The organism is Paenibacillus sp. EKM301P (genome assembly GCF_011800295.1).
GTDB lineage: Bacteria > Bacillota > Bacilli > Paenibacillales > Paenibacillaceae > Paenibacillus > Paenibacillus polymyxa.
This window is the reverse complement of record NZ_JAALFM010000004.1, coordinates 430,295-455,138: the sequence shown is the minus strand read 5'-3', so window position 1 is coordinate 455,138 and position 24,844 is coordinate 430,295. Positions and strand designations below refer to the sequence as shown.

Genomic DNA, 24,844 nt, shown 5'->3' with positions numbered 1-24,844 from the left:
TGTATTTACCCATTTTTTTCAGTTTGAAACAAAGAACGCCTTCCATATACAGGCGCCTCGTCCTGAGTTGTCGAAAAAGCTCGCTGAATGCGCACGGTGCAGCCTTCCCGTAAGCCTGCTCCTGTGAGTAGCTGGTTATCCTCCACTCTGAACCAAAGCCCTTCCGGGAACTTTGCTTCCATAATATATTGCATGCCTTCAGCCGGAGGCTCACCAAAAATACGCACACCCAGCATCAATTTTAAATGTTCTACCGAGTATTCATCTGCCACCTCAATATCAAACCACTCTGTTTCCTGTCGTCCTGAAAGCACGGTCAGGATCATCTGTCATCCCTCCCGATCCTTAATTTATACAGCAATACTCACGCAAAAAGCCTATTTCTACGGAAATATGGCTATCGTAACTGTAGCATCCGCCTATTAGACTGTCAATTTGTTACAAAATACCCACACTCAAAATAAAACGGTGACTATAGTCATGCTTAAAATTAATAGTAGAGTCATACGAATCAAAAATAGGGATTTACAAATTTCATTTGCGTGCTTACGTCATTTTGTCGATTAGGTAGAACTAAATTCGATTGTTACCCAAATTGTTGTGAACACTTTGTAAATTTTTCAGACCTTTATGTTTTTATAAGGTGTTTTTAAGGTAATTTTAAGAAACGGGCACTACAATAAAGCCATGAAATAACTCAGGTGAGGTGATTTTTGTGAGAACATTAATTACATTTCAAAACAAACGTATTCCCGTATACTTCAATCAAGAAAATAAGCAACCGGTACAAAAAACCTTAAAACTTCTAAGTAATACTTTGGAGAACAAAATCTCCAGTGGCAAGCGTGCCCTTCAAAAATGTCTTAACTCTTTGATCAGTATAGAGATTGTCGGTTGTGAAGCCATCCTGCATAGCGTTAGTGAAAATGATTCATTGGCATTGTCCCTCTATTAAGAGGGACTTTTTTTTGTTTGCATTAGACACAAAAAAGAGAGGGGCATTTCAGCACCCTCTCCATATCAGCGGTTATGAAACATGCTACATGTGACTTACCGCAGCCTATGCATTTGATCAGACTCTATTTATAGTATTCTGCGATAACCTTTTTTACCGCCTCGTTCCTTTTTCTGCGCCTTCTCAATTCGTATTCTAAACAGTTCTAGTAAATTAGCGCGTGTATGTTCTTCCCGGCAGTTGTCCAGCTTTTTTAAGATAAAACGGTCAATGGACATATGACTCAGGCTCCTTTACAGCAAGCTGCCCCTGCTTTTCAAGGGGATGATCCGGCTATCCATTTTTAACCATTCCACCTGTTGTTTAAACACGTACGATTTGACTAGGATAAAGCAGGCGGGATTACATACCCTTTAAATAGGGTAAATACATAAAGTTTCGAAAGTTTTATCAGTTTAGCCTGGGAGCTACGGACAAGGAGCGAGCAAAAACCATGAGTAAGCACATAATGACCAAAATAAGCTGGAACCTTTTATGTATGTTCTTCATCCTAACTATGCTGGCTGCATGCAGCAGGGAGAAAGCCTCAACTCGAAGTATGGCTCAACACGAAGCTGAAGCACGTGCCTATACCGTGACAGGTAATCCGAACCAAGCTGCTTCATCCCTTGATGAACGAGCCGCCAACGATGCACCTGTCCATAAGCAAGGCAGCAGCTATGTCGAGATATCAGGTGACGTAAGTATTGATAAAAATACAGTGAAGGTTAAAGGATACTCCAATCTGCCGGCTGGAGCACGGATCAAGGGGAATCTTGCGGTCAAAAACTCTCTGTTAACCGGATACACGGACGAGACAACTATTCAAAAGGACGGAAGTTTTGTACTCCAAGTACACCGACCTGGTATACAGGGCAGTATGGATCTGACTGTTCTGTTCCGTCCAGATGACCAAGACAAAGAAATACGAAATCTGTATGGTAGTGGTGGCAACAAATTAGAAGGCCCTTATGTATATCAATACGAAGAAAACGAACAACTTTTGCAAGAAATTCGGATAGGTGCTGAGTTTGATCCTGAACAAGACCGCCATGTCCCTCTAATTAAGCCTGTCTGGAACAAACCAAAGGACTACGGTAATCCTCAAGTGTGGATTAAGCCCGATGTGAGGCAAAAAGGAAATTATTATCACGTATATGCGCGCAGCAATTTGTTCGAGGGTTCGGACGTCAAGCTCACAATTGATTTTCCGGGACGATGGCAGTTTGGCTACGATGATCAAACCAAGGTCATGCCTGATGGTTCCTTCAGCATGAGGGTCAAAAAGCCGAGCCTTGCTAACCGCTACACCCTGGTCATAAGTTTCGAGCCGAACGAAGATATGTGGATCAACGCCAAACAGGCTTACGGTACAAAAGGAGAGCGTCTTGCGGGATCATTAGTTAAATCCGCAGACGACAAAAAGGGCTCCAAACGGATTGAAGCCCGTGTCCAAATTCAACCCAAATCGTACTAGGCAGCCAAAGGAATCCTATATCATCTAGCTGTTATGGCTGTATCGTGACCGGCGTCCCTATACTTACCTTCTCTTGAAGCTCCAGTACATCCTTATTATGCATTCGAATGCAGCCATGTGACACCAACTTGCCAATGGACCATGGCTCATTGGTGCCGTGAATGCCATAATGCGGCTTGGACAGCCCCATCCAGAACGCTCCGAAAGGACCGCCCGGATTGGGCTGTTTGTTAATAATCGTAAATTGCCCATGCGGTGTTTGTGTAGCCACCTTCCCAATACCGACTGGATAACTAAGAACGATCTGACTTCCATCTTTTAAATATAGACGACGATCCGATAAATCCACCACAATACTGTAGTTCGGCATATGTTCACCCCTCTACACCATATGCCGACTACCACATAGATTTTCTTAAATTTCTACAAATGATGTTTCATGACAGCTCGCCTTACCACTCCACATCACGTCGCCAACCACCTCGCTGATCCCTGCGGCCCGGAGTTGTACTTGGACGGCTATCTTTTCTACGTCGGTCTGCTTCCTTGCGTGCCTGATATTCCAGTTCCCGCTGCATCTTGCGATAATTGTTCACTCTGGATTCAGATAATTCCCCTCTTTGGATAGCTTCCTCCACCGCACATCCAGCTTCTCCCTTATGCTTGCAATCGGCAAAACGGCATTGCTGAGCTGTTTCCATAATATCAGCAAAGGTATGAGCTACACCCGTGGAATCATCCCATAGATTAAGCTCGCGCATACCGGGTGTATCGAGCAGAACGGCTTGCTTTGCAATGGGAAAAAGCTGTCGGTGTGTGGTTGTATGCCTGCCTCGGCTGTCTTCCTCCCTCACATCCTGTGTCAGTTGAACTTCAGCCCCGGATAGCCAGTTCACTATTGTGGATTTGCCACTACCGGAAGAGCCAGTCAAAGCAACCGTACACCCAGGCTCAAGGAACGCCTCCAGCTGCTCTCTGCCTTCGTTCTGCAAAGCAGAAATTACGATAACGGGTACTCCAGGAGCAACTCCTTCCGCTTCTGCAACCCGCTGTTCGACATCTTCACAAAGGTCACTCTTACTCAACACGACAACCGGGTTTACTCCGCTATTCCAGGCCATGATTAAGTACCGTTCTAATCTGCGCATATTAAAATCATGATTCAGCGCATTAACAAGGAAAAGCGTATCTACATTGGTCGCGATCAGTTGCTCCTTCGTCTCAAAGCCTGCGGCCTGTCTAGATATTTGGCTTTTGCGTGGCAAGAGAGCATGGATTACTGCATCCGATACTTCGTCCGACGTGGTGATGGCCACCCAATCCCCTACAGCCGGCATTTCCGCCGGGTCAACAATAGCATGTCTTAGCTTACCTGAAGCGGCTCCCCAGCGTTCCCCATCCATCGTAATAAGCTTCACCTTTTGTCCATAATCGGCAATCAAGCGGGCAGGGCGTATCTGCGTGTTTCCTGCTCGTTCCTCATAGTTTTGCTTCCATTGGTCCCACAAACCGTTCCAGTAATCAGACCAACCGTATTCATGTATACTCATTATTTTCCTCCTGAGATCATGTTTAATTTTTTTTGGTGTTACTCAATAGGTGTACATTTTTCTCTCCGCAAGCAAACAACGCAAAAAATCCGCAGGGAAACCCCTGCGGAATGTATACAGCTCAAGCGATGTGATCCGTTCGTTCACTTATGCAAGCAGTCTTACACGGACTACTTTCGAAACCAACAACCGGATAACAAAACACTTGACCATAAAAAAATCCGCAGGGAATCACTCCCTGCGGATTTCGTTGGTTCTACTGTCCAACCAACTGCTGAGCTAAGACTATAGATCTAACAGTCTTTAGCCGTGCATCGTCCGTGCGGGAGACAAGTCATTCTGCTGCTGAACCCATTCACTCATGTTCGTACGCATATAACATCGCCTCCTCCTAAAATTTCCTTTATCATACAAGTCCATCAATTGTCTGTCAAGGCTGATTCTAAACATTTTAAACTATTTCAAGTTTTGTTTAACGTACCTGATCCCATCGTGTCCACATTTCACGCGGGTTCAATTCGTACATTTCTCGCTCCCTGTACATAAACTGATGCATGATCAACTCACGCCGAATCGTCGCAAAATCCTCATGGTATTGCTTGATCCACTCGTTTAGTTCACGTTCAGGATAGATGCGCCCTGGCTCCAGCTTTTCGGCGAGCATCTGAAGTACGATCAATTTTTTCTTATACTGGGCAGGAATTTGACGCAACTTGCCGTCCTTGGCAAAAAAATTGCGTAAAACCGTTGCTTCCAGCGTTTCATTCAATTCGGACATATCTTCCTCTTCCTCTCCTTTTTCAAAAATAAAACGCACTGTCGCCTCGGCATGCTGCCGAATCAGCTCTGGGTTCAGTGTAAAATACACTGTGTTTTTATCACGGCGTTCCTTAATCAACCCGACCTCTCGGAGTTTGGAAGCATGATGCGTAACCGTAGGCTGTGACAGATTTAGCTTTTTCGCCAAAGCTTGACCATGCATCTCACCACGAGATAAAAGGAGTAATATTCGCATACGCGTTGGGTCCGCAAGTGCTTTATGATAATTGACCATTTTATCTAGTTGCACCGTAACTGCACCTCTTTTCACTACTACAGATTTGCTATGCAAGCAAATTCGCTTAACCTAAATAGATAATTATCTAATTATATGTTTGTCAAATGTTTCTGTCAATTCTCTCTTCCATCATCTCTTTCTGAAAACGGCTGGATATTGTGCACACATTACGGTAGGATTATTATTTGAAAACTTCTCACACACTGAGCTATTTGCATCAATTCTGAGATCCGTTTGACGAAATAAACTAATACAACTGGAGGTTCATCCAAATGCACGACGTAATCATTATCGGTGGCGGACCTTGCGGACTATCCGCTGCAATCGAATGCAGCCGCAGAGGTTTGCGTACGATCATTATTGAAAAAAGCAACATCGTTCACTCCATTTTTCTGTATCCAACAAATATGCAGTTTTTTAGCACCGCTGAACTATTGGAAATCGGTGATGTTCCGTTCAGCACTCCCAATGACAAGCCTTTTCGTCATGAAGCACTTGCGTACTATCGCAAAGTAGCCTCACATTATAACCTGGACATTCAGCATTATGAGGAGGCTCAATCCATTCAGCGGCAGGAAGACGGTACATTTACCGTACATACTCTAAGCAAACGGGAAATAACCAAGAGCTATTCTTCACGCTATGTCGTCGTGGCTACGGGATATTTTGATCATCCGAACTATCTGGGCATTCCCGGGGAACAATTGGATAAAGTCACTCACTATTTCAGCGAAGCCCACCCCTATACAGGAACCCGGGTCGCAGTCATCGGCGGTAGTAACTCTGCGGTAGATGCTGCAATGGAATTGGTGCGGGTCGGGGCTACGATTGATATGGTTTATCGTCGTAATGAGTTGTCTCCATATATCAAACCGTGGGTTCGTCCATTGTTCGACAGTATGGTACAAAAAGGGAAGATCACACTGCACTTAGGCGCACGCATTACTGAAATTCATCCAGACCATGTTATCGTCACTCCGATGAACACAGAAGCATTCCAGCTCGAAAATGATTTTGTACTGGCACTGACTGGATTTCACCCAGAACGAAAACTACTGGAGTCTGTCGGCGTCCACATGGCTGAAGATCTGGACAAACCCGAATTTAATCCTGCCACGATGGAAACTAACATCCCAGGTATATATGTCGCCGGAGTTATCGCTTCAGGCAGCAATGCCAATGAAGTGTTTATCGAAACAGGTCGCTGGCACGGGCGTCAAATCGCCGAACATATCCAAAGTTAAACGATCGAAGGAGAACAACTGAAATGGATTACAGCTCACTTATCCTACTGGTACTGGCTGGCCTTGGAATTATCAGTGGCAACTCAACCGTGACGATTGCTATGGTAGTACTACTACTGCTGCGGGTAACCAGCTTTCATACTGCTTTCCCCTGGCTTGAAAAGTATGGCTTGACGATCGGAATTATTATTTTGACGATTGGGGTCATGACCCCGCTAGCCAGCGGTAAAATCAGCATCAATCAGGTGACAGAGTCCTTCCTGCACTGGAAGTCCCTGCTCGCGATTGGTATCGGAATTCTGGTAGCCTACCTTGGCGGCCGCGGAGTAACTTTGATGTCCGGACAGCCTATTATTGTGACAGGTCTACTGATCGGGACCGTCATTGGCGTTGCCTTCTTTAAAGGGGTTCCTGTTGGACCTCTGATTGCTGCCGGGCTGCTCTCCTTATTAATCGGTCGCTCCTAAATTTCTAGACACAGGATTGAAAAGAGCCGTTCAACAAATATACAAATGAATGATGGCAATCTGCATATCTGGCTGAATTCAGTCCCGCTTTGTGTTATACTCAAATCGCATAATTTGGTAAATGCAGGAGGCTTGACCGATGTCTCGACAATTTGTAACGGAAGCTGTAATGGTGGCTATATATGGCCAGCTGCTTACATCTCCCGCCCCTGTGGAATATATAGTGCCTTACACATCACTGCTAGAGCTGTACGAATTCCAGGACAGTACAGAGCCTCTCATGGATAACCCTATGGACGATCAACATGTGAAGCGAAAAGTAAGTGAGCTGATCAGTTATTTTGAAGAACCGTTGAATCAGAAAAAAATTCGGCGTGCCCTTCAGATGCCTTGGGCGAAAAGCTTGCCAATCCTATTCGATGCCAATACATCACTCATTGTCATTAATGCTGTTGATACGGCGCATTACGGAGAATATTTTGATCCGATTGAAACCGAACTGGTGTTGACAGCTCAGCGTGAAGCATTACCCATCCTGACTGATCAACTGGACTGGATTCACCGCATTATCGAAGCTTCCGTACCTGTACATGTGTACGATATTGATGATTTTGATTTTGCAGTCGATGGTCCGATGTTTAACAACCCTTAACAATACGGCATTCTGCCCTAACCACAATAAAGCGGCGGAGTATCATGTGCAGGTTCATCCCCTGCCACACGATACTCCGCCGCTTTTCATGTCCATAAACCATTACTAGCATGCTATTTTTAACGTGGAGGCATTAAGCTTGTTCATCCTTTTCATAGGTGTAAATAATGTCGTCATGTTCCTCCAAATACTTAACTTCCAGATGGTGACCCTTCAGATACCAGTAATCCTGGTCCTCCATATAAAACGTAATGCCAGCCGCTTCATGCTGTAATGCAGGGTGCTGCGGAGGCTCTACGGCAATTCCCAGAGAAAAGCCTGGATGCAACCCACCGCCGGAACTATAGCGAACAAAAAAACGGATGGAATCTCCACGATTCAAACCGAGCTCCTTAATGTACCACTGTGCCGCAGGTTCAGTTACCTGTATGCTCATGCGTTATGCTCATCTCCTTGTACAATGACGTCCTGTTAACTATATCATAGCATCTTTTGGAATAACGACCAACCGTCTCTCCCCATGCGGCTTCCTGGACAAGTCATATACATTTTTTTGAAAAAGGTTTGACAATTCGTAAAAAAGGGTGTTAAGATTCAACCATACGAGATCCATTTTGAAATTTATTACCAATTTGAACGATAACTCATGTAAGAATAACCCCATTTTGAGGAAGAAAGGAGTGTTTCCGGTGCTAAAATTTATGATTGTATTTCACCCACATCTACAAACAAAACAACTTCATACCGGAGCATCTCCCCTGTCGCATCCTTTAGAATTGGGCCATTTCTGTTGTATGGTTTAATACGAGTGGCTGCCTGCGTTTGAGCAGTTTTTCAGTGGTGAGTGTGCTGAAAATACCTGCACGCCATATGATATTGAGATTTAAGGCATATCGTCTGCGGACGGTATGCCTTTTTTGCGCCTGTTGCCGAATCGTACTTGTGGCAGCAAGCCGCTGTTGTTTCTTCAAAATGGTACACAACTCTCGAATGAACTTGACATGAAAGGATGGGATTCCTCTTGTTCTCAGTACTCAAAAATTTAGGCTGGTTTTTTAAAAGAGAACGAAGCCGATACGCCATTGGATTGTTTTTGCTGATTGCGGTTGGCGTTTTGGAGCTTGCTCCACCTCGGCTGCTAGGCAGCGCCATTGATGAGATTGTACGCGGTTCGATTTCCTGGTCCTCGCTTTGGCGTTATATTTTGTACATCATAGGCATTCTTGCCGTCATCTACTACATTACGTACATATGGATGCACAAGCTGTTTGGTGGTGCTAATCTGGTGGAGCGCCTATTGCGCACACGTTTTATGAATCATCTGCTGCGGATGACCCCTCCATTTTTTGAACGCAATCGTACAGGCGATCTGATGGCTCGTGCCACGAACGATCTTCGATCTGTCGCAAGTACAGCAGGCTTCGGTATGTTGACATTAACGGACTCCACTGTCTACCTTACCGTTGTATTGGTTGCCATGGGCACCCTGATTAGCTGGAAGCTAACACTGGCGGCCATTCTGCCCCTTCCTTTTATTGCGCTGGCCATGAGTATTTACGGTAAAGCCGTACATGAGCGTTACACACTAGCACAAGATGCATTTGGCGATATGAACGACCAGGTGCTGGAGTCGGTGGCTGGTATCCGTGTCATTCGGGCTTATGTGCAAGAACGAATGGACGAAAAACGTTTTGCCGATATTACTGAGGATGTGTTTCGTAAAAACTTGGCAGTGGCTCGAATGGATGCTCTCTTTGAACCAACAATCCGTTTATGTGTAGGACTTAGTTACGTTATCGGACTCGGGTATGGTATTTATCTGGTATTTCATAACGATATCACGCTAGGCGAACTGGTATCTTTTAACATGTATCTAGGAATGATGATTTGGCCGATGTTTGCCATTGGCGAACTGATTAACATTATGCAGCGCGGTAGCGCTTCCCTGGACCGGGTCAATGAAACTCTCGATGTCCAGCCAGACGTTCAGGATGTAGCCCAACCTGTTCCAGTGGATCATCCCGAATCCATCACTATGAAAGACGTTACTTTTCGTTATCCTACCTCCACGGTTGACAATCTGTCACATGTGAATCTGGAGCTCAAACGTGGAGAAACACTAGGTGTCGTCGGTCGAACAGGCAGTGGAAAATCCACTTTGCTCAAACAGCTATTGCATGAATATCCGACTGGCAGTGGTGATATTTTAATCTCCGGCACTCGGCTGGAGGACATTGCAGCGGAACAATTACACAGCTGGATTGGCTACGTGCCGCAAGAACAAATTTTGTTCTCCAAATCGGTGCGCGAGAACATTCAGTTCGGAAAGCCTGGGGCCGATGATGATTACATCATGGAAGCGATTCGTACGGCCGCCTTTGATCAGGATCTGGGAACTCTGTCCGATGGACTGGATACATTGGTTGGAGAAAAAGGCATCGCCCTGTCCGGCGGTCAGAAGCAGCGTGTTTCGCTTGCGCGCGCCTTTATTGGTGATCCGGATATTCTAGTACTCGACGATGCACTATCAGCAGTAGATGCCCGCACGGAAGCACGTATTATTGACAATATCCGTCATAAACGCTCGGGTAAAACAACCTTGATCTCCACCCACCGTCTATCGGCTGTAGAGCATGCAGATCGGATCGTCGTGCTGGAGCAAGGACGTATTATTGAGGAAGGAACCCACAATGAGCTGCTTCAAGCTGACGGATGGTACCGACAACAATATGAACGGCAACAAGTGGAATCTGATCTGACCTCAGGGGAGGTATCCTAATGAAACCCAATATCGGCAAAAGGCTGTTCCAGTATGCACTGACGAGCAAAGCGGGTTTTATTGCCGCTCTCATCGCCCTGGCTATTGGAGTAGCCGCTGAGCTGGCCGGTCCCTTCATCGCCAAAACGATGATTGACGACCACATGCTCGCTATTGAAAAACCATTTTATGAAACGACTAGTGTGGACGGCACTGTAAGTTATGCTGGAACCCATTTTAAACGTGAAGATCGCTTTGAGGCCGGGGAGACCAAAGGGCGCGAAGCGAGGATTTTACAAGTCGGCAGATCTTTTGTATTTGTCGATGGTTCCGTCCAGGTAGCGGATGGTAACCGATCCTTTACGAACGGTACGCTGACCGTGACACGCGGCTCCGACACCTTTCATTATAAAGCTAAGGCTCTAACGGCTGATGAGCTGTATAGCTTTTACAAACCGGAAATGCCCGGCATTTTTCAGCTGATTGGGTGGTATTGCTTCTTTTTAGTCGTTTCGATTTTTGCCGAGTTCGGCAAAACATACTGGCTGCAATCCTCGGCGAACAAAGTCATTCAGAAGCTTCGGCTTGATCTCTATGCACACATTCAGCGCTTGCCAGTTTACTTTTTTGATAACTTACCCGCAGGCAAGGTCGTATCCCGTGTTACGAATGACACGGAGGCAGTCAAAGATTTGTTTGTGGCTGTACTCTCAAACTTCACTTCAGGGATTGTAACGATGGCAGGGGTATATGTGGCACTCTTTCTACTGGATTTCAGACTGGGTCTTATCTCTCTATTTATTGTACCGTTGCTGATCTTATGGATTGTATTGTACCGCAAGGTTGCAACCCGCTATAACACGATCATCCGATCCAGGCTCAGCGAGATTAATGCGATTATTAATGAATCCATTCAGGGGATGTCCATTATTCGTGTATTCCGGCATCAGAAACAAACACAGCAAGAGTTTGAAGAGTTAAATGATGACTATATGAAGCATCAGAATAAAATGCTGAATTTGAACGCTTTTACTTCGCACAATTTGGTCAACGTGTTGAGAAACCTCGCCTTCGCTGTCGTGTTGTGGTATTTTGGATCTGCGGCGCTTGGCACTACAGGTAGTGCGATATCACTAGGGGTATTGTATGCCTTCGTCGATGTGCTGGGTCGATTGTTCCAACCTATAACGGGGATGGTCAACCAGCTCGCCGTACTGGATACTTCCATCGTATCCTCAGGACGCGTATTTGAATTGATGGACGAAACTGGAGAGCCGGTGACAGATGGTACGATGCCGCGTTACAAAGGCCAGGTAGAATTTAATGATGTTTCCTTTGCCTACAAAAAGGATGATGTGCTTAAGCATATTTCCTTTACAGCACAGCCCGGCCAAACGGTTGCTCTTGTCGGGCATACCGGATCAGGTAAGAGCTCGATTATCAACCTGCTATTCCGGTTCTATGATCCGCAAAAAGGAACGATCACCATTGACGGAACGCCTGTCAAAAGTATTCCTAAGCAATGGCTTCGCCATCATATGGGTATTGTTCTTCAAGATCCATATTTGTTCACAGGTACGGTAGCCTCTAATGTCAGTCTTGGAGATAGTAGAATCACGAGAGAGCAGGTGAATAAAGCGCTGCATGACGTTGGCGCCGACAAACTGCTAGCCCATTTGCCCCAAGGATTTGATGAGCCTGTTATTGAAAAAGGCAGCACCTTATCCGCCGGGCAACGTCAGCTTATTTCTTTCGCTCGCGCGTTAGCCTTTGATCCGGCCATTTTAATTCTGGATGAAGCTACCGCCAATATTGATACCGAAACGGAAGCGCTCATCCAATCTGCTCTTGAAGTGCTCAAAAAGGGACGTACGACCTTTATCATTGCCCACCGTTTGTCCACCATTCGTAGTGCAGACCAAATTTTGGTGCTGCATCGGGGTGAAATTGTTGAACGGGGTAGCCATGACGAGCTTATGGCCCAGGGTGGACGTTACTTCCAAATGTATCAGCTTCAGTCAGGAACGGTTGCAGCAGAATCTGCGTCTTCCTCAGCTACACCTTCTGCGCAAAATGACTTGCTTACAGGTAAAGTCGCATTTAAAGCTTAAATAATACTAGAGCCTGGGGCTAACAATTAATATTTAGCATGAAAAAGCCAGCGGTCTCCATTCATATTGGGGACTCGCTGGCTTTATTTTATATATGACATATCTTGTCGTTTTATTTAGCTACAGACGTGCCTGTACCTGTGGGAGGAAGCACTGTTCCATCGACTGCTTTGAGCGTAACCTTATACTTACTATCTATCAATGTACTGGTGTGGGTATCTGTAATGACTTGAATGTTCATTTCCCCTGGTTTTGGACTCGTCAGCTTGTAGTAAATGACCGCATTCGTATCATCTACGTAGTCGATGTGATCCACTTCAATACCGTAACCTGGATTAGGTGCCTGAAGACGGGTGATTGTTACTTTGTTCTGCTGGTCATTCGCCTTCTCTATGCTCATGCTAATATTGGTTTGTTGATCTGAATCTACAGGCTCAGCTGGATTTTCCGGAGTGGCTTGCACCGGTTTATGATTTTGTACAAACTCGGATGCATGATAGACCATTTCTGCTGCCTCCATCCGCGTTACTTTACGATCCGGGTTAAAGTTACTCTTTTCATCCAATGTTGCAATTTTGGTCAACAAAAGAAATTGAACTGCTTCGTTCGACTCTTGGTCTAATTTTTTGCCATCTGCTATGTTAATAAGCATACGGACCGTTGGATATTCACCCGTTGCACTCACTGCTTTATACAGAATATTCGCGAATTGCTCCCTAGTCATGCGGGTACTTGGATCAATATCCGGTGACAGAGGGATTTGGTGCTGGACTGCAATCCGATAGGAATCGGCATACCATGCGGAAGTCGGAATGTTTGCAAAGGAGCCCGTTGTAAAATCAGGCATAACCTGAAGATCCATCGCCCGAACAACCAAGTGTACTCCTTGTGCATACGTGAGCGTTTGATCCGGTGCAAACTTATCCTTGGTTATCCCTTGAATAATTCCTTTGTTCTGAAGTGAACTTACGATCTTCTCCTGCTCAGCTCCCTTTATATCACGAAAAGCAGAAGCCGACGTAGCCACAGCCAATGAACAGACGACAAGCAGCGCAGCTGCCACGCTTTTATTTTTGATCATGAGATACACCTCCATGTTTACTTTGCTTCTATACTTACGGACGCAATAAAACCATCAAATGTTTCAAATATGCACAAATTGGTTGCAAAACAATGGAATACCCTGCGATTAGTGTAACCCGTCTTGCTCTTTTCTGCTCACCATCTCCATGCAAACCCAAAAGTGTCTATGATAGTTTTCCTTTTGCAGCACCTTTTAGAGAAAAGAGCTGATTCGCAGTAATTTTAGCTAGCAAAAGCAGCAGTGTACCTAACAAAAATACCCACTTGTGGTAGCTTACATCCGGTTAGGGGCTTTCAGTCCAAGAAGTCGCAGTGTACTTGCCAGCATATCTGCAGTCTGTTCCGCCAACTGAATGCGCCACTGTCCACCATCGACAATCCTTTCCTTAGCATAAAAACGGTTGAACGCCTGTGCCGTATCTAATGCAAATCTCGCAATAACCGAAGGTTCCAGTTGCTGAGCAGCACGTATCAGCTGCCCGTGATAGCGATCCAACTGCTTAAGCAAGGCCCAGCCTGCGTCACCCAGCATTTCATCCGAAACGATATTCCATTCAGGAGAATGCCCTTCTTGACCAAGGACGTTGTCACTGGAATTAGAATCAACCTCAGCGCGAGCGCGAGCTTTCTCCAGAAGGCTGCGTATACGCGCATGGGTATACTGAACATAAGGGCCAGTCTCACCTTCGAAGGTCAATGCCTCCTCCAACGAAAAATCCACTTCATTCAGACGGTTATTTTTTAAATCGCCAAAAATAATCGCTCCGATGCCGACATCTTCTGCTATTGCCTCTTGTTCCAGCAAATTGGGATTCTTCTCCGTAATAATGGCTTGAGCACGCGCTACAGCTTCATCCAGCACTTCCTCCAGTTTCACCACCTTGCCGCGTCTTGTGGACATTTTTTTGCCTGCAAACCGCATTAAACCAAAGGGTACATGCTCACATTGCGGTGCCCATGCCTCCCCTGCATGCTTGAGCACCGCAAATACCTGTTGGAAATGTAACTTCTGTTCCCCGCCAACGACATACAGCAGCCGATCAGCCTTCATCACTTCATGACGATAAATCGCTGTTGCCAGATCACGGGTGGGATAAATGGTAGTCCCATCCTTTTTCAAAATAAGACACGGCGGCAGCTGCTCGTCTTCCAGACGAACCACAAGTGCTCCATCACTTTCCTCCAGCAGTCCTTTTGCTCTTAATTGGGCAACAACTGCCTGCATTTTATCATTGTAAAAGCTTTCCCCCAACACATGGTCAAACGAAATGTTAAGACGTTGGTACATACGATCAAATTCACCCAGACTGACTTCAACAAAAAACTCCCATAGTTGTTGAGCCTCAGTATCCCCGTGCTCCAAACGTCGGAACCACTCGCGGCCTTCATCCTCCAAAGACGGGTCATGCTCAGCCTCCTGATGAAAACGGACATATAGCTTCAATGATTCCCCGATCGGATCCTGTTGTAGCTGCTCTTCATTACCCCATCTTTTATAGGCCGCAATTTGCTTGCCAAATTGTGTTCCCCAATCCCCTAGATGATTCACACTAATCGGTACATATCCGGTTTCACCAAGTATGCGATACAAGGCGGCACCGATAACAGTAGAGCGAAGATGACCGATACCAAATGGTTTCGCAATATTGGGCGAGGACATATCAATTACTACTCGCTGTCCATGCCCAATATTGGGCTTGAGAAACTCAGTCTTGCTCAATTCAGCAAGCATCGGTGGAATATGAACAGATCGATCCAATGTAATATTTACATAGGCACCCGATGCTGTAGCGGTTAGACCCGCTTCATGACTTACTAGCTCTGCCAATTCCATTGCAATATGCTGTGGAGACTTTCGAAATTTCTTAGCCAGCACAAAACAGGGAAACGCCACATCTCCCCATTCAGGCTGCGGAGGCACCTCGAATAAAGATAAAACTTCTTTCTCCTCCAAGCCCGTATGAGCTAAAATAGCTTGGGTAGCAATCATCAACAACATGTTCCTCTCTCCTTCTTTTTATAGGATCTAACAAAAAAAGCCCTCGTCTCTTGATATAATCAAGAGACGAGAACTTCGATATCCCCGCGGTACCACTCTTCGTAAATCGGTTGTGTAGATAAAGCTAGCTTACACAAATCGCGATTTCACTCCATTGACAAATAACGGTGTCAGCCGGGTTGATCTACTAGAAGTTCTTATCGTTGGATCAACCGTCTCCCGGGTGCGCTTCACATCGGATTTCATACCGGCTTCCACCTCTTCCGGCTCGCTGTAATGATACGGTTCCGTTGCTACTCTCCCGTTCCTTGACGTTAATTCCCACCATTATACAAACCTATTTAGTAGAAAGCAACCTTTTATTCCCTCTTCAGGGACTAGTTCTGTATATGTAATTACACTGCCACCAATTGGCGACAAGCCTCAACACAATGACGGCAGGCCTCTGCACAATGTTTGCAATGATTATGGGAATGCTTGCTACATTCAGCAGCACATACCTCACAGGCTTTGGCGCATAGCTCACAGATTTCCTCGGCAAAATCCGTTCCGCGCTGCAACATTTGAGCAGCAAACCCACATATCTCTGCGCATTCCCTACTCACTCGAATACATTCACGCAGCATAGCTAAATCATATTCCTTCAAACTTGCTACATAGCATACATTGCAAGCGTTCATACATTCCAGGCAAGCATCCACGCATTTTTGGTATGAATGATTCATAATACATTACCTCCCAGTTGTTGATCCTGCTGTACTATTACCCGCTGAGCCTTGAAATTAATCAATTGATGTTCGCGCTTTCAACAAAATAAACCCAGAAAATCCCGACTTATGTAAGGAAGTGTACTATATTCCAAGGTGCAAGCGCAAGGATATTAATCACATAACTTTTTATCCCTCGTTTCTGACTTGCATCCAGTCGGTCATTCCTCTATTGTAAAAAAAGAATATGCTTAACCATGAATCAAGGAGTGAAGATTGTAATGAACATAACATCTGTAGAGGAGCACCGACGGGAGTCTCCGCAGCAGGTTAACTGCATGGTCGTGACCGTCTCTGATACACGAACCATGGAAACCGATACTGGGGGACGACTGCTCAAGGAACTACTAGAAACGAATGGGTATAAGGTTGTTCGATATGTTATCGTCAAAGACGACTATGAGGGTATCCGACAGTTGGTAACCGAAGCTGCAGCACATGAGGACATCGAGGCTGTACTTTTAACAGGTGGTACTGGCATTTCTCCGCGTGATACTACATATGAAGCCATCTCCTCTTTACTGGATAAGGAACTACCTGGCTTTGGTGAAATCTTCCGTTACTTAAGCTTTGCTGAGGACATTGGATCAGCAGCTATATTAAGCCGGGCTGTAGCGGGTACTGTGGGCCAGACAGCTGTGTTTTCTATGCCTGGCTCCCGCGGAGCCGTTCGTTTGGCAATGGAACGCATTATTGTCCCTGAACTGCGACATGTGATGAGAGAAATTTATAAATAAGCTCCTATTCCACACATGCGCCGACACAAAAAGGCACCCCATATTTGAATGAGGTGCCTTTTCACATTATTCTTTTTCTTCAACTTCAGGCTGCATGTAGCTATCAATCAGCTTTTGCTTTAGCTCCCACACCTTCTCGCTAAGATTTACGCGATAAATTTCAGGATTCAGCTTCCGCAAATATTCTGGCCAAAACAGTTTCAACTGTGAAGCATGATAGGCACGAATTTCATCCAGTTCGGGAAGCTCGTATACCTTCTGTCCATTTATAAAAATAGGTTCAAGCATCGGTACAGCTTCGTAATTTTCAACATACTTCTTCATATATGGATGCAAAGGGTTAAACAGCTTCAGGCGCTTACCATTGCGCGGACGTTCTTCATCCGGGAAAGAAATGTAATCAGCTACAGCTCTCCCTTTCTTCTTGTCTACAATGCGGTATACATCCTTTTTACCTGGTGTAGATACTTTTTCCGGGTTACCCGAGATCTTAATTGTCGGCAGCATTTCACCGTCTACTTCCCGCTCAACCAGCTTGTACACTCCGCCTAATGAAGGTTGATCTGAAGCCGTAATCAGCTGTGTTCCTACACCCCATACATCAATACGTGCACCTTGGGCTTTTAGATTAAAAATCGTATTTTCATCCAAATCGTTGGAAGCAACAATTTGTACGTAATCCAAACCTTCGGCATCCAGCATTTCCCGGGCCTGAATAGATAGATAAGCCAAATCACCGCTATCCAAACGGATGGCATTCATACGCTTGCCTTGACTCTCCAGCATCTTTGCTGTCCGAATCGCATGAGGAACACCGCTCTCCAGCGTGTCAAAGGTATCTACCAGCAATGTAACCTGATCTGGCAAAACCTTCGCATACACGTCAAACGCCTCTTGCTCCGTCATAAAGGTTTGTACCCATGAATGGGCATGTGTTCCTTTTGTCGGAATCCCAAAATGTTCGCCTGCGAGCATATTAGAAGTCGCATCGAAACCTGCAACATAAGCAGCACGCGCTCCCCAAATGGCTGCATCTGCCTCCTGCGCACGCCGTGTGCCAAATTCGAGCAGTGTATCGTCACTGGCCACCTGCTTGATACGCGATGCTTTTGTCGCAATGAGTGTCTGGTAATTCATAAAATTCAACAACGCCGTCTCGACAAGCTGCGTTTCCATAATTGTTCCTTCAACACGGACCAGAGGCTCATTTGGAAAAACAAGCGCCCCTTCTTTCATCGAATGGACCGTTCCGCCAAACTTAAACTGGCGCAATGCCTCCATGAACATGGGATCGTACTTTTCCTCCTGCTCTGACAGATAGCGAATGTCCTCTTCTGTAAACCGCAAATTTGAGATGTAATTCACAATGCGTTCCAGACCAGCGAACACGGCATATCCATTACCGAAAGGGAGCTTACGAAAATACGCCTCGAACACAGCTTTACGTTGGTGACTTCCGTTCACCCAATGGGCGTACATCATATTAATCTGATATTTATCTGTATGTAATGCGAGGCTCGTTGACTTCATCGTATCATCCTCTCTGACTGTCCCTGGTCCCTGGCTTGGTGACGGCATACCGTCTTATCTGCCCAGATTCAGCAATATCCGACTCCATTTTGTTATCGGACATTGGTGCACAATCATTCAGTTATTTTACTTCTTCTGGCGCAAAAGCGTATCTTCAGCCGACCACACCGTGGCTCCAAGACTTCCCTCAAAATGGCCCAAAGCCCAGTCATGTCCCGCCTGATTAAAGCTCGCCACAGCGTCCTTATATACGGTAATAGCAAAACCTTTGTTATAAGCATCTACAGCCGTATGCAGCACACAAATATCTGTACACACACCAATCAGATGTACTTCCAGAATCCCGCGTTCGCGCAACCTGAGTTCCAGATCTGTACCAGCAAAAGCACTGTACCGTGTTTTATCCAACCAGTAGATACGATCACTTTGTTGCTCATATAGGCGATGAAGCTTACCATACAATTGTCGTCCATCGGTTCCACGTATATTATGTGGAGGAAACAGCTTACTCTCCGGGTGATAAGGGTCATTCTCCTCATGTAAATCAACAGCCATGACAACAAAGTCCCCTTGCTCTACATAGGCTTGCGTGATGGCTGTGATCCGTTCATCCAGCTCAATCGCAGGTTGTCCCACAGGCAAACTACCGTCCACAAAATCTTTCGTGTAATCAATAACAATCAGTGCCTTCATCGTACAGTCAGCTCCTTATCATCAAAGTGAGATTGCACGCTCTATGCGTAACCTATCCCAATAAACGTTACGTATAGATAGATAAACGCGGTACTCTATCACTAAAGCGATATAACTGGGCCGGTCTTTGTGAATATTGATTGGAACTCAGCGGTTTACCATTCTCATCCCGAACCTCTTCCAGTATTCCCTGTCTGCTACGAGTCGATGTTATTTTGCGAATAAAATTCGGCTCTTCGAAATCCGGTACGACGCTCTGAATCACCTGATACAATTCACCCAGTGTAAAATGTGGCGGTAAAAACTGCTTGGCTATCGTTGTCTGAAGCATCTGCAACTGAATCTTGCGATAAGCATCGACTATGATATCCCGGTGATCGAACGCCAGCTCCAATTCCTCCAACGCTTCTCTGATCGTAAATAACCCGACCTCAGAAGCATCATCAGCCGCCTGCCGTTGCTCTAGCATCCATTCTTCTACCAGCGCAAAAAAAGCATGCGATATGATCCACCCGCGCGGATCACGGCCTGGTCCACTATATACGCCCAAATACTCCAGATGCCCGCCGTCTACACCGGTTTCCTCTAACAGTTCCCGCTTGGCCGCTCCATATATGGATTCATCTTCTTGACAAAACCCTCCAGGCAACGCCCAGCGTCCCGCAAACGGCCAACTCCGGCGCTTGATGAGCATCACTTTCAGCTCACGAATCGGCAATGTCTTTGTTACCGTCTTGCGCTCACGCTTCGTTAAAGTAAACATTACGATATCCGCCGGAGCACCATCCGGGGTACGGTATTTCTTAATGTTATAAGACGCCTTCTGCGCCTCTTCGTTTATACGATTGCTATCCATTGGCATCACCATATTATATCGTTTTGATAAATTCATTATGACATAATAAAAATTTTTGTCAAGCGTTAGGCCTTGCCTGAGTCACTTGCTTGTTGACGCAACACTCGGAACGTTGCTGTAGCTGTACAACCGAGTGTACCTTCGCTATCCCTTACTTCTGCCTCGGTGGTTATAGTGCGGCCTCCCTGATGAATAATCCGTGCTTTAACCTCCAGTCGTCCTTGTCCCATGGCTGACAAGAAATGAACATTCAGGTTCGTTGTTACACATGGATCCATATTTCTTGAAGCCATACTGACCATCCCCATCGCCTGATCCATCAATGAAGTGAGCACCCCCCCATGTACAATCCCCATCACATTGGTATGATGTTGTTTGGCCTCCAAAGCGATATGTGCCTCGTTAGCGTCAGCTGTGATCAGCTCACATCCTAAATACTCCCAAAAGGTATTATCTTCACCCTCTAGCATCTTACGCAACTTATCCATTCCCTCTCTTCCATCCCTTCTATGCTGTCGCAATTCTCTTGATGTCCCATGAACATATACGATGACTAATTGCTTCCGAAAAAAAGGCGTGGAAGCTAAGCCTCCACACCACAAATCTTATTCTAGTCACTGCAATTAGAGGAGGAAGTGACCTTCCCCTCTTCTACGTTCACCTTTTCAGCAACCGTATCACGGATGGCCGTGATCACCATTTGCAGTAGCTCATTAATTTCCACCTGGCTCTGCTGAAACTCTGTTACAATTGGAATACCGTCAAGCTCTTCCTGTAGCTCCTGAAGTTCAGCCTCTATTTTAGCAATCATTTTTTGATTCTTTAAAGATTCAAATGCTACAATTTCCTTTTGCTTCTTCTTCATCGTTGCAATCAGTTGCTGGATGCGCTCATGGTCCTGAATCTTTTCTTCTGCTTTCCGGAACACCTGTACTTCCTCACTGCTGCCCAGAATACCCGCCAACTCTTTGGCCTTTGCCAATATCATATCGCGATTGACCAAATGATCATGCTGGCGCGCCGCCGATTGAAGTTCTGTTTGTTGCAACCGCTCCTCTGTCATTGTCTATCGCTCCTTTTCTCACTTAGATGGTCTTGCACGCAGCCTTTTATTCAAACCGCATGCAGCCCGCTAGACTATTCTTTTTATCCGTTAACCGCTACTGGCGTTTGAACCAAGTCACCTTTAATGTAGAAGGTCATAGGTTCTGTAATTTTAACTTGGACAAAGGAACCAATCAGATCCTTCGATCCTTCAAAATGAACAAGCTTATTGGAACGAGTCCGACCAGCAAGCACGTTGCTGTCATTTTTGCTCTCGCCTTCCACCAGCACTTCCACCACTTCGCCACGCAATCGACTATTAAAGCGAAGGCTGTTTTGATTCACAGCAATGTTCAGACGCCGGAGACGCTCTTTTTTTACCGACATAGGCACATTATCTTCCATCGAAGCCGCTGGTGTGCCTTCACGTGGTGAATAAATAAATGTGTAGGCAAAGTCATAGCCCACTTCACGCACCAAAGATAGAGTATCTTCGAACTGTTCGTCTGTTTCACCCGGGAAACCGACGATAATATCCGTTGTCAGAGAAGCATGCGGAACAGCTGCTTTTATCTTCGCGGCCAGTTCCAGAACACGCTCACGAGTATATTTTCGGTTCATTTTCTTCAATATATCCGTATTACCGGATTGTACAGGCAAATGAATATGCTCCACCAGATTGCCACCCTTACCAAGGACTTCAACCAAATGGTCGTCAAAATCACGCGGATGAGAGGTCGTAAAACGTACACGCGGAATATTGATTTTGCGCATATCATCCATCAGATCTCCGAATCTGTAATTCATATCCTTCAAATCCTTGCCATAGGCATTGACATTCTGACCCAACAAGGTAATTTCTTTAAATCCTTGACGGGCCAAATCCCGTACCTCAGCAATAACATCCTCTGGTCTGCGACTTCTTTCCTTACCACGTGTGAAGGGAACGATGCAATAGGTGCAAAACTTATCACAGCCGTACATGATGTTTACCCAAGCCCGCATACCCTCGCGCTTCTTCGGCAGGTTTTCGATAATGTCGCCCTCCTTGGACCACACTTCGACCACCATTTCTTTGCTAAAGAGTGCTTCCTTAACGAGCTGAGGCAAACGGTGAATATTATGGGTACCAAAGATCATATCGACAAAACCGTGTTTTTGCATAATGCGGTTCACGACATTCTCTTCCTGCGACATGCAGCCACACACACCGAGCAAAAGTCCTGGCTTTTCTGTTTTGAGATGCTTGAGGTGACCCAGCTCACCAAACACTTTATCTTCCGCATTTTCACGGATAGCGCAGGTGTTCAGTAAAATGATGTCTGCTTCCTTCCGATCCTCGGTTGCCTGGTAGCCCATTTGCTCCAGCAAACCTTTGATTGTTTCGGAATCATGCTCATTCATCTGGCAACCGAATGTATATACAATATAATGCTTGCCCTCACCGATATGCTTTAGCTCATCCGGGACTGCGTTATCATACAATACCTGTACGTCCTCTTTACCACGCTGCTTTTCTTTTCTATGGTTCGGCTCCGCCATAATGTTGATTTCACGTCCGCGAATACGAATCTTTTTGCTATGCTCATCTTCAGAAATAATCTTCGCATCCGAGAAATCAAAATATTTGGAGTAATCTTTTGTTTCCTTAGCCATTCGCTGGTCACTCCTTACACCATCTATTTCACGAGCTAATTTGTGATTTACTGTATCTTTAGGCAGTTGGTTATTTTATTTTATGCTCCAAAAAAACCTTTGAAAAAGGCATTACACTAAATTATAGCATGATTTATAGGTCATAGCCATAGATCATCCCCGGATACGAATCAGATGCAGTGTGATGCACAAAGTTTTTTATGTATATAGGTGAGCATTGGTGTATTTATAGCATATAAAAAAAGCCCGACTCTTTTGCAAGAATCGGACTTTTACAACTTGTGTATTCAATACGTGTATTAGTCTACGATTTCAGCAGTGTCACCGTTTTTCACACCGGCTCCGTTCGCTTCATCCGTGTCAATATGCATATCCAAAGCAAAAGAATCGGACACACGTGCAAGAACATTTTCAAATACAAGGCCACGTTCGCCGCCAACACGTACTTTCAGCAACTGCTTGTCCTTAATGTCCCATTTAGCTGCATCGGATGTATGGAAATGGATATGGCGGGCTGCTACGATAACGCCTTCTTGCAGTTCCACTTCTCCGGCTGGTCCTTTCACTGTAATTCCTGGTGTACCATCAATGCTACCGGATTCGCGTACAGGTGCCTTTACACCAATAGCAAAGGAATCTGTGCGAGAGATTTCCAGTTGGGAAGCTGGACGAGCTGGTCCCAAAATGCGAACCTTATCAAATTGGCCTTTAGGACCAATTACAGCTACCGTTTCATTTGCGGCAAATTGTCCTGGTTGGGACAAAGGTTTAAATTCAGTCAATTGATAGCCTGCTCCGAACAAGATTTCAATATGCTCTTGAGTCAGGTGAATATGACGGGCGGAAACGCCGACAGGTACGATTTTAGTCATCGTGTGGTCACTCCTTTTTCTCTATACAATACTTTACACATCTATGCTATTATACTCCTATTTCGACAATAAAGAAAAGGATAGCGCATAAAGTTCCCTTTTTCGCCCTAACCAGCCATACATATCGTCCATATAAAACTGGGATCAAACCGTCATTTTTGCAAACAGAAGAAAGAAAAGCATGATCTCAGCTACGATGAGATGAGGAACTACAATAAATATATTCAGAATAAACAGCGCACAGAGGATTCCAGTTAAGAAAAGAATGACTCTGAGACGAGGTTTAAGATGACTCAATCTGTACTGATGGAATACCAGCAAAACTGACAAAAAATAAATAAAAACAGAAGCAAAAGTAAAGCAAAGCACAAAAGTATAGGCTGCTTGCCCTAAAAACAAGAGCTGTATGGAAGCCGCAAGCATGCTAAGAGAAAGATAAATAAACAAATGACCATAGATAATAGTCTGTCCTGCTGTTTGTTTGGATTTGTCTACGCGCTTCTCTATATTCTCAAAATATTGCCACCAGATTGCGATGACCAATACAAATGTCAAAGCAGCAAATACAATGGAAGAGATCGTGAAATGATCGGATTGTAAAACAGAAAGTATACTTATCACTGATTCTCCAAGCAGGATTAAGGTGAACTGTGCAAAACGCTCCAAAAGATGCTCTGTATGGATAGGTGTGATCACCAATTTTTTACGACCGATTAATGGAACGAGGATATCAACCGCAATGCCAATATACAAAATTAAATATCGAACCCACGAGTCGAAGAAAAGGGAGAAGCTAGAGATTACGATCCCAACCCAAAGATAGGTTCCAAAAAAACGAGCTGTTTCCTGTTTATGAGCCGTTTCCTTGGGGGCCAAAAGCAAATATTGAACGACAGTCAAACCTCTTAAGCCAATATAGCCAACAAAAAAAGATACATAATACGCATCAAAATCTATATTAAGACTAGCAGTCATGATTAACACAAAAAATAATTGCAAAATCATAAAAATTCGATGCATTATACTGTCTTGACCAAAACGATTGTTATAGACTGTTTGCCCCACCCATGCCCACCAGATCGGAATAAAAATCAAAATAAACTTCTCTAAATTATGCCAACCAACACTACCATGCTCAACATGTAGTAAAACATGAGTCGCCTTGGAGACAGCTGCTACAAACAATAAATCATAAAAGAGTTCAAGCCAGGTAACCTTTTTTATCAGCATTATGTAACGGAGCTCCCCTCTAGTATGGCGGTATAGCATGGTGCTTTCAGGCTCGCTTCTACGTATG

At 45.1% G+C, this 24,844-nt stretch carries 26 protein-coding genes and 1 other annotated feature; of the genes, 8 read left to right on the top strand and 18 right to left on the bottom strand.

The window, feature by feature from the left end; genetic code table 11:
- Positions 1 to 5 precede the first annotated feature (5 nt).
- A complete protein-coding gene (locus tag HFD99_RS13580) occupies positions 6 to 326 on the bottom strand; it encodes a hypothetical protein (RefSeq protein ID WP_013370783.1) in 321 nt (106 codons plus the stop codon).
- Between the two features lie 389 nt (positions 327 to 715).
- On the opposite strand from HFD99_RS13580, the gene HFD99_RS13575 reads away from it, so the two are divergent.
- Positions 716 to 955: a hypothetical protein gene (locus HFD99_RS13575; protein ID WP_013370782.1), complete on the top strand. Its 240-nt coding sequence runs from the start codon at positions 716 to 718 to the stop codon at positions 953 to 955.
- Between the two features lie 128 nt (positions 956 to 1,083).
- Here HFD99_RS13575 and HFD99_RS13570 read toward each other — a convergent pair whose 3' ends face one another.
- Entirely contained in the window at positions 1,084 to 1,233 is a 150-nt protein-coding gene (locus HFD99_RS13570) for a hypothetical protein (RefSeq protein WP_016821028.1), read from the bottom strand.
- A 215-nt stretch (positions 1,234 to 1,448) separates the two neighbouring features.
- On the opposite strand from HFD99_RS13570, the gene HFD99_RS13565 reads away from it, so the two are divergent.
- The gene (locus HFD99_RS13565; RefSeq protein ID WP_225164875.1) at positions 1,449 to 2,471 is read left to right on the top strand and encodes a flagellar motor protein MotB; all 1,023 of its coding nucleotides are present in this window, start codon (positions 1,449 to 1,451) and stop codon (positions 2,469 to 2,471) included.
- 31 nt (positions 2,472 to 2,502) lie between these two features.
- Here the strand turns inward: HFD99_RS13565 and HFD99_RS13560 are convergent, their stop codons facing one another.
- From HFD99_RS13560 to HFD99_RS13550, 3 genes are all read right to left on the bottom strand, one after another.
- Positions 2,503 to 2,841 (bottom strand): L,D-transpeptidase, encoded by a 339-nt coding sequence (locus HFD99_RS13560; protein ID WP_019687026.1) that lies wholly within the window; start codon positions 2,839 to 2,841, stop codon positions 2,503 to 2,505.
- Between the two features lie 82 nt (positions 2,842 to 2,923).
- Positions 2,924 to 4,021, bottom strand: coding sequence for a ribosome small subunit-dependent GTPase A (rsgA, locus tag HFD99_RS13555; RefSeq protein ID WP_123797112.1), 1,098 nt, complete (start codon positions 4,019 to 4,021; stop codon positions 2,924 to 2,926).
- A gap of 472 nt (positions 4,022 to 4,493) precedes the next feature.
- A complete protein-coding gene (locus HFD99_RS13550) occupies positions 4,494 to 5,090 on the bottom strand; it encodes a DUF2087 domain-containing protein (protein WP_013370777.1) in 597 nt (198 codons plus the stop codon).
- 260 nt (positions 5,091 to 5,350) lie between these two features.
- Between HFD99_RS13550 and HFD99_RS13545 the strand changes: the two genes are divergently transcribed.
- From HFD99_RS13545 to HFD99_RS13535, 3 genes are all read left to right on the top strand, one after another.
- Entirely contained in the window at positions 5,351 to 6,322 is a 972-nt protein-coding gene (locus HFD99_RS13545) for a YpdA family putative bacillithiol disulfide reductase (RefSeq protein WP_016821023.1), read from the top strand.
- 23 nt (positions 6,323 to 6,345) lie between these two features.
- Complete coding sequence (locus HFD99_RS13540; RefSeq protein WP_013370775.1) at positions 6,346 to 6,789, top strand: DUF441 domain-containing protein; 444 nt, start codon at positions 6,346 to 6,348, stop codon at positions 6,787 to 6,789.
- A 139-nt stretch (positions 6,790 to 6,928) separates the two neighbouring features.
- Complete coding sequence (locus HFD99_RS13535) at positions 6,929 to 7,441, top strand: hypothetical protein (protein WP_013370774.1); 513 nt, start codon at positions 6,929 to 6,931, stop codon at positions 7,439 to 7,441.
- Positions 7,442 to 7,574: 133 nt separating this feature from the next.
- Here the strand turns inward: HFD99_RS13535 and HFD99_RS13530 are convergent, their stop codons facing one another.
- On the bottom strand, positions 7,575 to 7,877 hold the full coding sequence (locus tag HFD99_RS13530; RefSeq protein WP_016821022.1) for a HesB/YadR/YfhF family protein: 303 nt from the start codon (positions 7,875 to 7,877) through the stop codon (positions 7,575 to 7,577).
- Positions 7,878 to 8,211: 334 nt separating this feature from the next.
- The gene (locus HFD99_RS13525) at positions 8,212 to 8,412 is read right to left on the bottom strand and encodes a hypothetical protein (protein WP_225164874.1); all 201 of its coding nucleotides are present in this window, start codon (positions 8,410 to 8,412) and stop codon (positions 8,212 to 8,214) included.
- A 50-nt stretch (positions 8,413 to 8,462) separates the two neighbouring features.
- On the opposite strand from HFD99_RS13525, the gene HFD99_RS13520 reads away from it, so the two are divergent.
- Both HFD99_RS13520 and HFD99_RS13515 read left to right on the top strand, forming a co-directional pair.
- Positions 8,463 to 10,220 (top strand): ABC transporter ATP-binding protein, encoded by a 1,758-nt coding sequence (locus HFD99_RS13520; RefSeq protein WP_025364676.1) that lies wholly within the window; start codon positions 8,463 to 8,465, stop codon positions 10,218 to 10,220.
- Positions 10,220 to 12,310: an ABC transporter ATP-binding protein gene (locus tag HFD99_RS13515; protein WP_025364675.1), complete on the top strand. Its 2,091-nt coding sequence runs from the start codon at positions 10,220 to 10,222 to the stop codon at positions 12,308 to 12,310. The genes HFD99_RS13520 and HFD99_RS13515 overlap by 1 nt, the downstream gene beginning before the upstream one ends.
- 112 nt (positions 12,311 to 12,422) lie before the next feature.
- On the opposite strand, the gene HFD99_RS13510 is transcribed toward HFD99_RS13515, so the two are convergent.
- From HFD99_RS13510 to HFD99_RS13500, 3 genes are all read right to left on the bottom strand, one after another.
- A complete protein-coding gene (locus HFD99_RS13510; RefSeq protein ID WP_123797110.1) occupies positions 12,423 to 13,391 on the bottom strand; it encodes an S-layer homology domain-containing protein in 969 nt (322 codons plus the stop codon).
- Between the two features lie 276 nt (positions 13,392 to 13,667).
- Positions 13,668 to 15,392, bottom strand: a complete 1,725-nt coding sequence (argS, locus tag HFD99_RS13505; RefSeq protein ID WP_123797109.1) for an arginine--tRNA ligase — start codon at positions 15,390 to 15,392, stop codon at positions 13,668 to 13,670.
- Between the two features lie 59 nt (positions 15,393 to 15,451).
- Positions 15,452 to 15,710, bottom strand: a binding site (T-box leader).
- A gap of 77 nt (positions 15,711 to 15,787) precedes the next feature.
- Positions 15,788 to 16,117 (bottom strand): four-helix bundle copper-binding protein, encoded by a 330-nt coding sequence (locus HFD99_RS13500; RefSeq protein WP_016821017.1) that lies wholly within the window; start codon positions 16,115 to 16,117, stop codon positions 15,788 to 15,790.
- Between the two features lie 263 nt (positions 16,118 to 16,380).
- On the opposite strand from HFD99_RS13500, the gene HFD99_RS13495 reads away from it, so the two are divergent.
- Positions 16,381 to 16,896, top strand: a complete 516-nt coding sequence (locus tag HFD99_RS13495; protein ID WP_016821016.1) for a MogA/MoaB family molybdenum cofactor biosynthesis protein — start codon at positions 16,381 to 16,383, stop codon at positions 16,894 to 16,896.
- Between the two features lie 66 nt (positions 16,897 to 16,962).
- Here the strand turns inward: HFD99_RS13495 and HFD99_RS13490 are convergent, their stop codons facing one another.
- From HFD99_RS13490 to HFD99_RS13455, 8 genes are all read right to left on the bottom strand, one after another.
- On the bottom strand, positions 16,963 to 18,426 hold the full coding sequence (locus HFD99_RS13490; RefSeq protein WP_019687018.1) for a nicotinate phosphoribosyltransferase: 1,464 nt from the start codon (positions 18,424 to 18,426) through the stop codon (positions 16,963 to 16,965).
- Positions 18,427 to 18,552: 126 nt separating this feature from the next.
- The gene (locus HFD99_RS13485) at positions 18,553 to 19,119 is read right to left on the bottom strand and encodes a cysteine hydrolase family protein (protein WP_045243842.1); all 567 of its coding nucleotides are present in this window, start codon (positions 19,117 to 19,119) and stop codon (positions 18,553 to 18,555) included.
- A gap of 67 nt (positions 19,120 to 19,186) precedes the next feature.
- Entirely contained in the window at positions 19,187 to 19,975 is a 789-nt protein-coding gene (locus HFD99_RS13480) for an NUDIX domain-containing protein (protein ID WP_013370763.1), read from the bottom strand.
- A gap of 65 nt (positions 19,976 to 20,040) precedes the next feature.
- Positions 20,041 to 20,463 carry a PaaI family thioesterase gene (locus HFD99_RS13475; protein WP_016821013.1) on the bottom strand — a complete coding sequence of 141 codons (423 nt, stop codon included), beginning with the start codon at positions 20,461 to 20,463 and terminating at the stop codon, positions 20,041 to 20,043.
- Between the two features lie 122 nt (positions 20,464 to 20,585).
- On the bottom strand, positions 20,586 to 21,038 hold the full coding sequence (locus tag HFD99_RS13470; RefSeq protein WP_016821012.1) for a RicAFT regulatory complex protein RicA family protein: 453 nt from the start codon (positions 21,036 to 21,038) through the stop codon (positions 20,586 to 20,588).
- An 83-nt stretch (positions 21,039 to 21,121) separates the two neighbouring features.
- On the bottom strand, positions 21,122 to 22,675 hold the full coding sequence (gene miaB, locus HFD99_RS13465; RefSeq protein ID WP_019687016.1) for a tRNA (N6-isopentenyl adenosine(37)-C2)-methylthiotransferase MiaB: 1,554 nt from the start codon (positions 22,673 to 22,675) through the stop codon (positions 21,122 to 21,124).
- Between the two features lie 299 nt (positions 22,676 to 22,974).
- On the bottom strand, positions 22,975 to 23,547 hold the full coding sequence (gene pduL / locus HFD99_RS13460) for a phosphate propanoyltransferase (protein ID WP_016821010.1): 573 nt from the start codon (positions 23,545 to 23,547) through the stop codon (positions 22,975 to 22,977).
- Positions 23,548 to 23,691: 144 nt separating this feature from the next.
- Positions 23,692 to 24,777: a low temperature requirement protein A gene (locus tag HFD99_RS13455; RefSeq protein ID WP_019687015.1), complete on the bottom strand. Its 1,086-nt coding sequence runs from the start codon at positions 24,775 to 24,777 to the stop codon at positions 23,692 to 23,694.
- Between the last annotated feature and the right edge of the window lie 67 nt (positions 24,778 to 24,844).

Coding starts and splice junctions, on each gene's coding strand:
- HFD99_RS13580 (WP_013370783.1), bottom strand. CDS start 326: ATGATCCTGACCGTGCTTTCAGGACGACAGGAAACAGAGTGGTTTGAT.
- HFD99_RS13570 (WP_016821028.1), bottom strand. CDS start 1,233: ATGTCCATTGACCGTTTTATCTTAAAAAAGCTGGACAACTGCCGGGAA.
- HFD99_RS13565 (WP_225164875.1), top strand. CDS start 1,449: ATGAGTAAGCACATAATGACCAAAATAAGCTGGAACCTTTTATGTATG.
- HFD99_RS13560 (WP_019687026.1), bottom strand. CDS start 2,841: ATGCCGAACTACAGTATTGTGGTGGATTTATCGGATCGTCGTCTATAT.
- rsgA (WP_123797112.1), bottom strand. CDS start 4,021: ATGAGTATACATGAATACGGTTGGTCTGATTACTGGAACGGTTTGTGG.
- HFD99_RS13545 (WP_016821023.1), top strand. CDS start 5,351: ATGCACGACGTAATCATTATCGGTGGCGGACCTTGCGGACTATCCGCT.
- HFD99_RS13540 (WP_013370775.1), top strand. CDS start 6,346: ATGGATTACAGCTCACTTATCCTACTGGTACTGGCTGGCCTTGGAATT.
- HFD99_RS13535 (WP_013370774.1), top strand. CDS start 6,929: ATGTCTCGACAATTTGTAACGGAAGCTGTAATGGTGGCTATATATGGC.
- HFD99_RS13530 (WP_016821022.1), bottom strand. CDS start 7,877: ATGAGCATACAGGTAACTGAACCTGCGGCACAGTGGTACATTAAGGAG.
- HFD99_RS13515 (WP_025364675.1), top strand. CDS start 10,220: ATGAAACCCAATATCGGCAAAAGGCTGTTCCAGTATGCACTGACGAGC.
- HFD99_RS13510 (WP_123797110.1), bottom strand. CDS start 13,391: ATGATCAAAAATAAAAGCGTGGCAGCTGCGCTGCTTGTCGTCTGTTCA.
- argS (WP_123797109.1), bottom strand. CDS start 15,392: ATGTTGTTGATGATTGCTACCCAAGCTATTTTAGCTCATACGGGCTTG.
- HFD99_RS13500 (WP_016821017.1), bottom strand. CDS start 16,117: ATGAATCATTCATACCAAAAATGCGTGGATGCTTGCCTGGAATGTATG.
- HFD99_RS13495 (WP_016821016.1), top strand. CDS start 16,381: ATGAACATAACATCTGTAGAGGAGCACCGACGGGAGTCTCCGCAGCAG.
- HFD99_RS13490 (WP_019687018.1), bottom strand. CDS start 18,426: ATGAAGTCAACGAGCCTCGCATTACATACAGATAAATATCAGATTAAT.
- HFD99_RS13485 (WP_045243842.1), bottom strand. CDS start 19,119: ATGAAGGCACTGATTGTTATTGATTACACGAAAGATTTTGTGGACGGT.
- HFD99_RS13480 (WP_013370763.1), bottom strand. CDS start 19,975: ATGGATAGCAATCGTATAAACGAAGAGGCGCAGAAGGCGTCTTATAAC.
- HFD99_RS13475 (WP_016821013.1), bottom strand. CDS start 20,463: ATGGATAAGTTGCGTAAGATGCTAGAGGGTGAAGATAATACCTTTTGG.
- HFD99_RS13470 (WP_016821012.1), bottom strand. CDS start 21,038: ATGACAGAGGAGCGGTTGCAACAAACAGAACTTCAATCGGCGGCGCGC.
- miaB (WP_019687016.1), bottom strand. CDS start 22,675: ATGGCTAAGGAAACAAAAGATTACTCCAAATATTTTGATTTCTCGGAT.
- pduL (WP_016821010.1), bottom strand. CDS start 23,547: ATGACTAAAATCGTACCTGTCGGCGTTTCCGCCCGTCATATTCACCTG.
- HFD99_RS13455 (WP_019687015.1), bottom strand. CDS start 24,777: ATGCTGATAAAAAAGGTTACCTGGCTTGAACTCTTTTATGATTTATTG.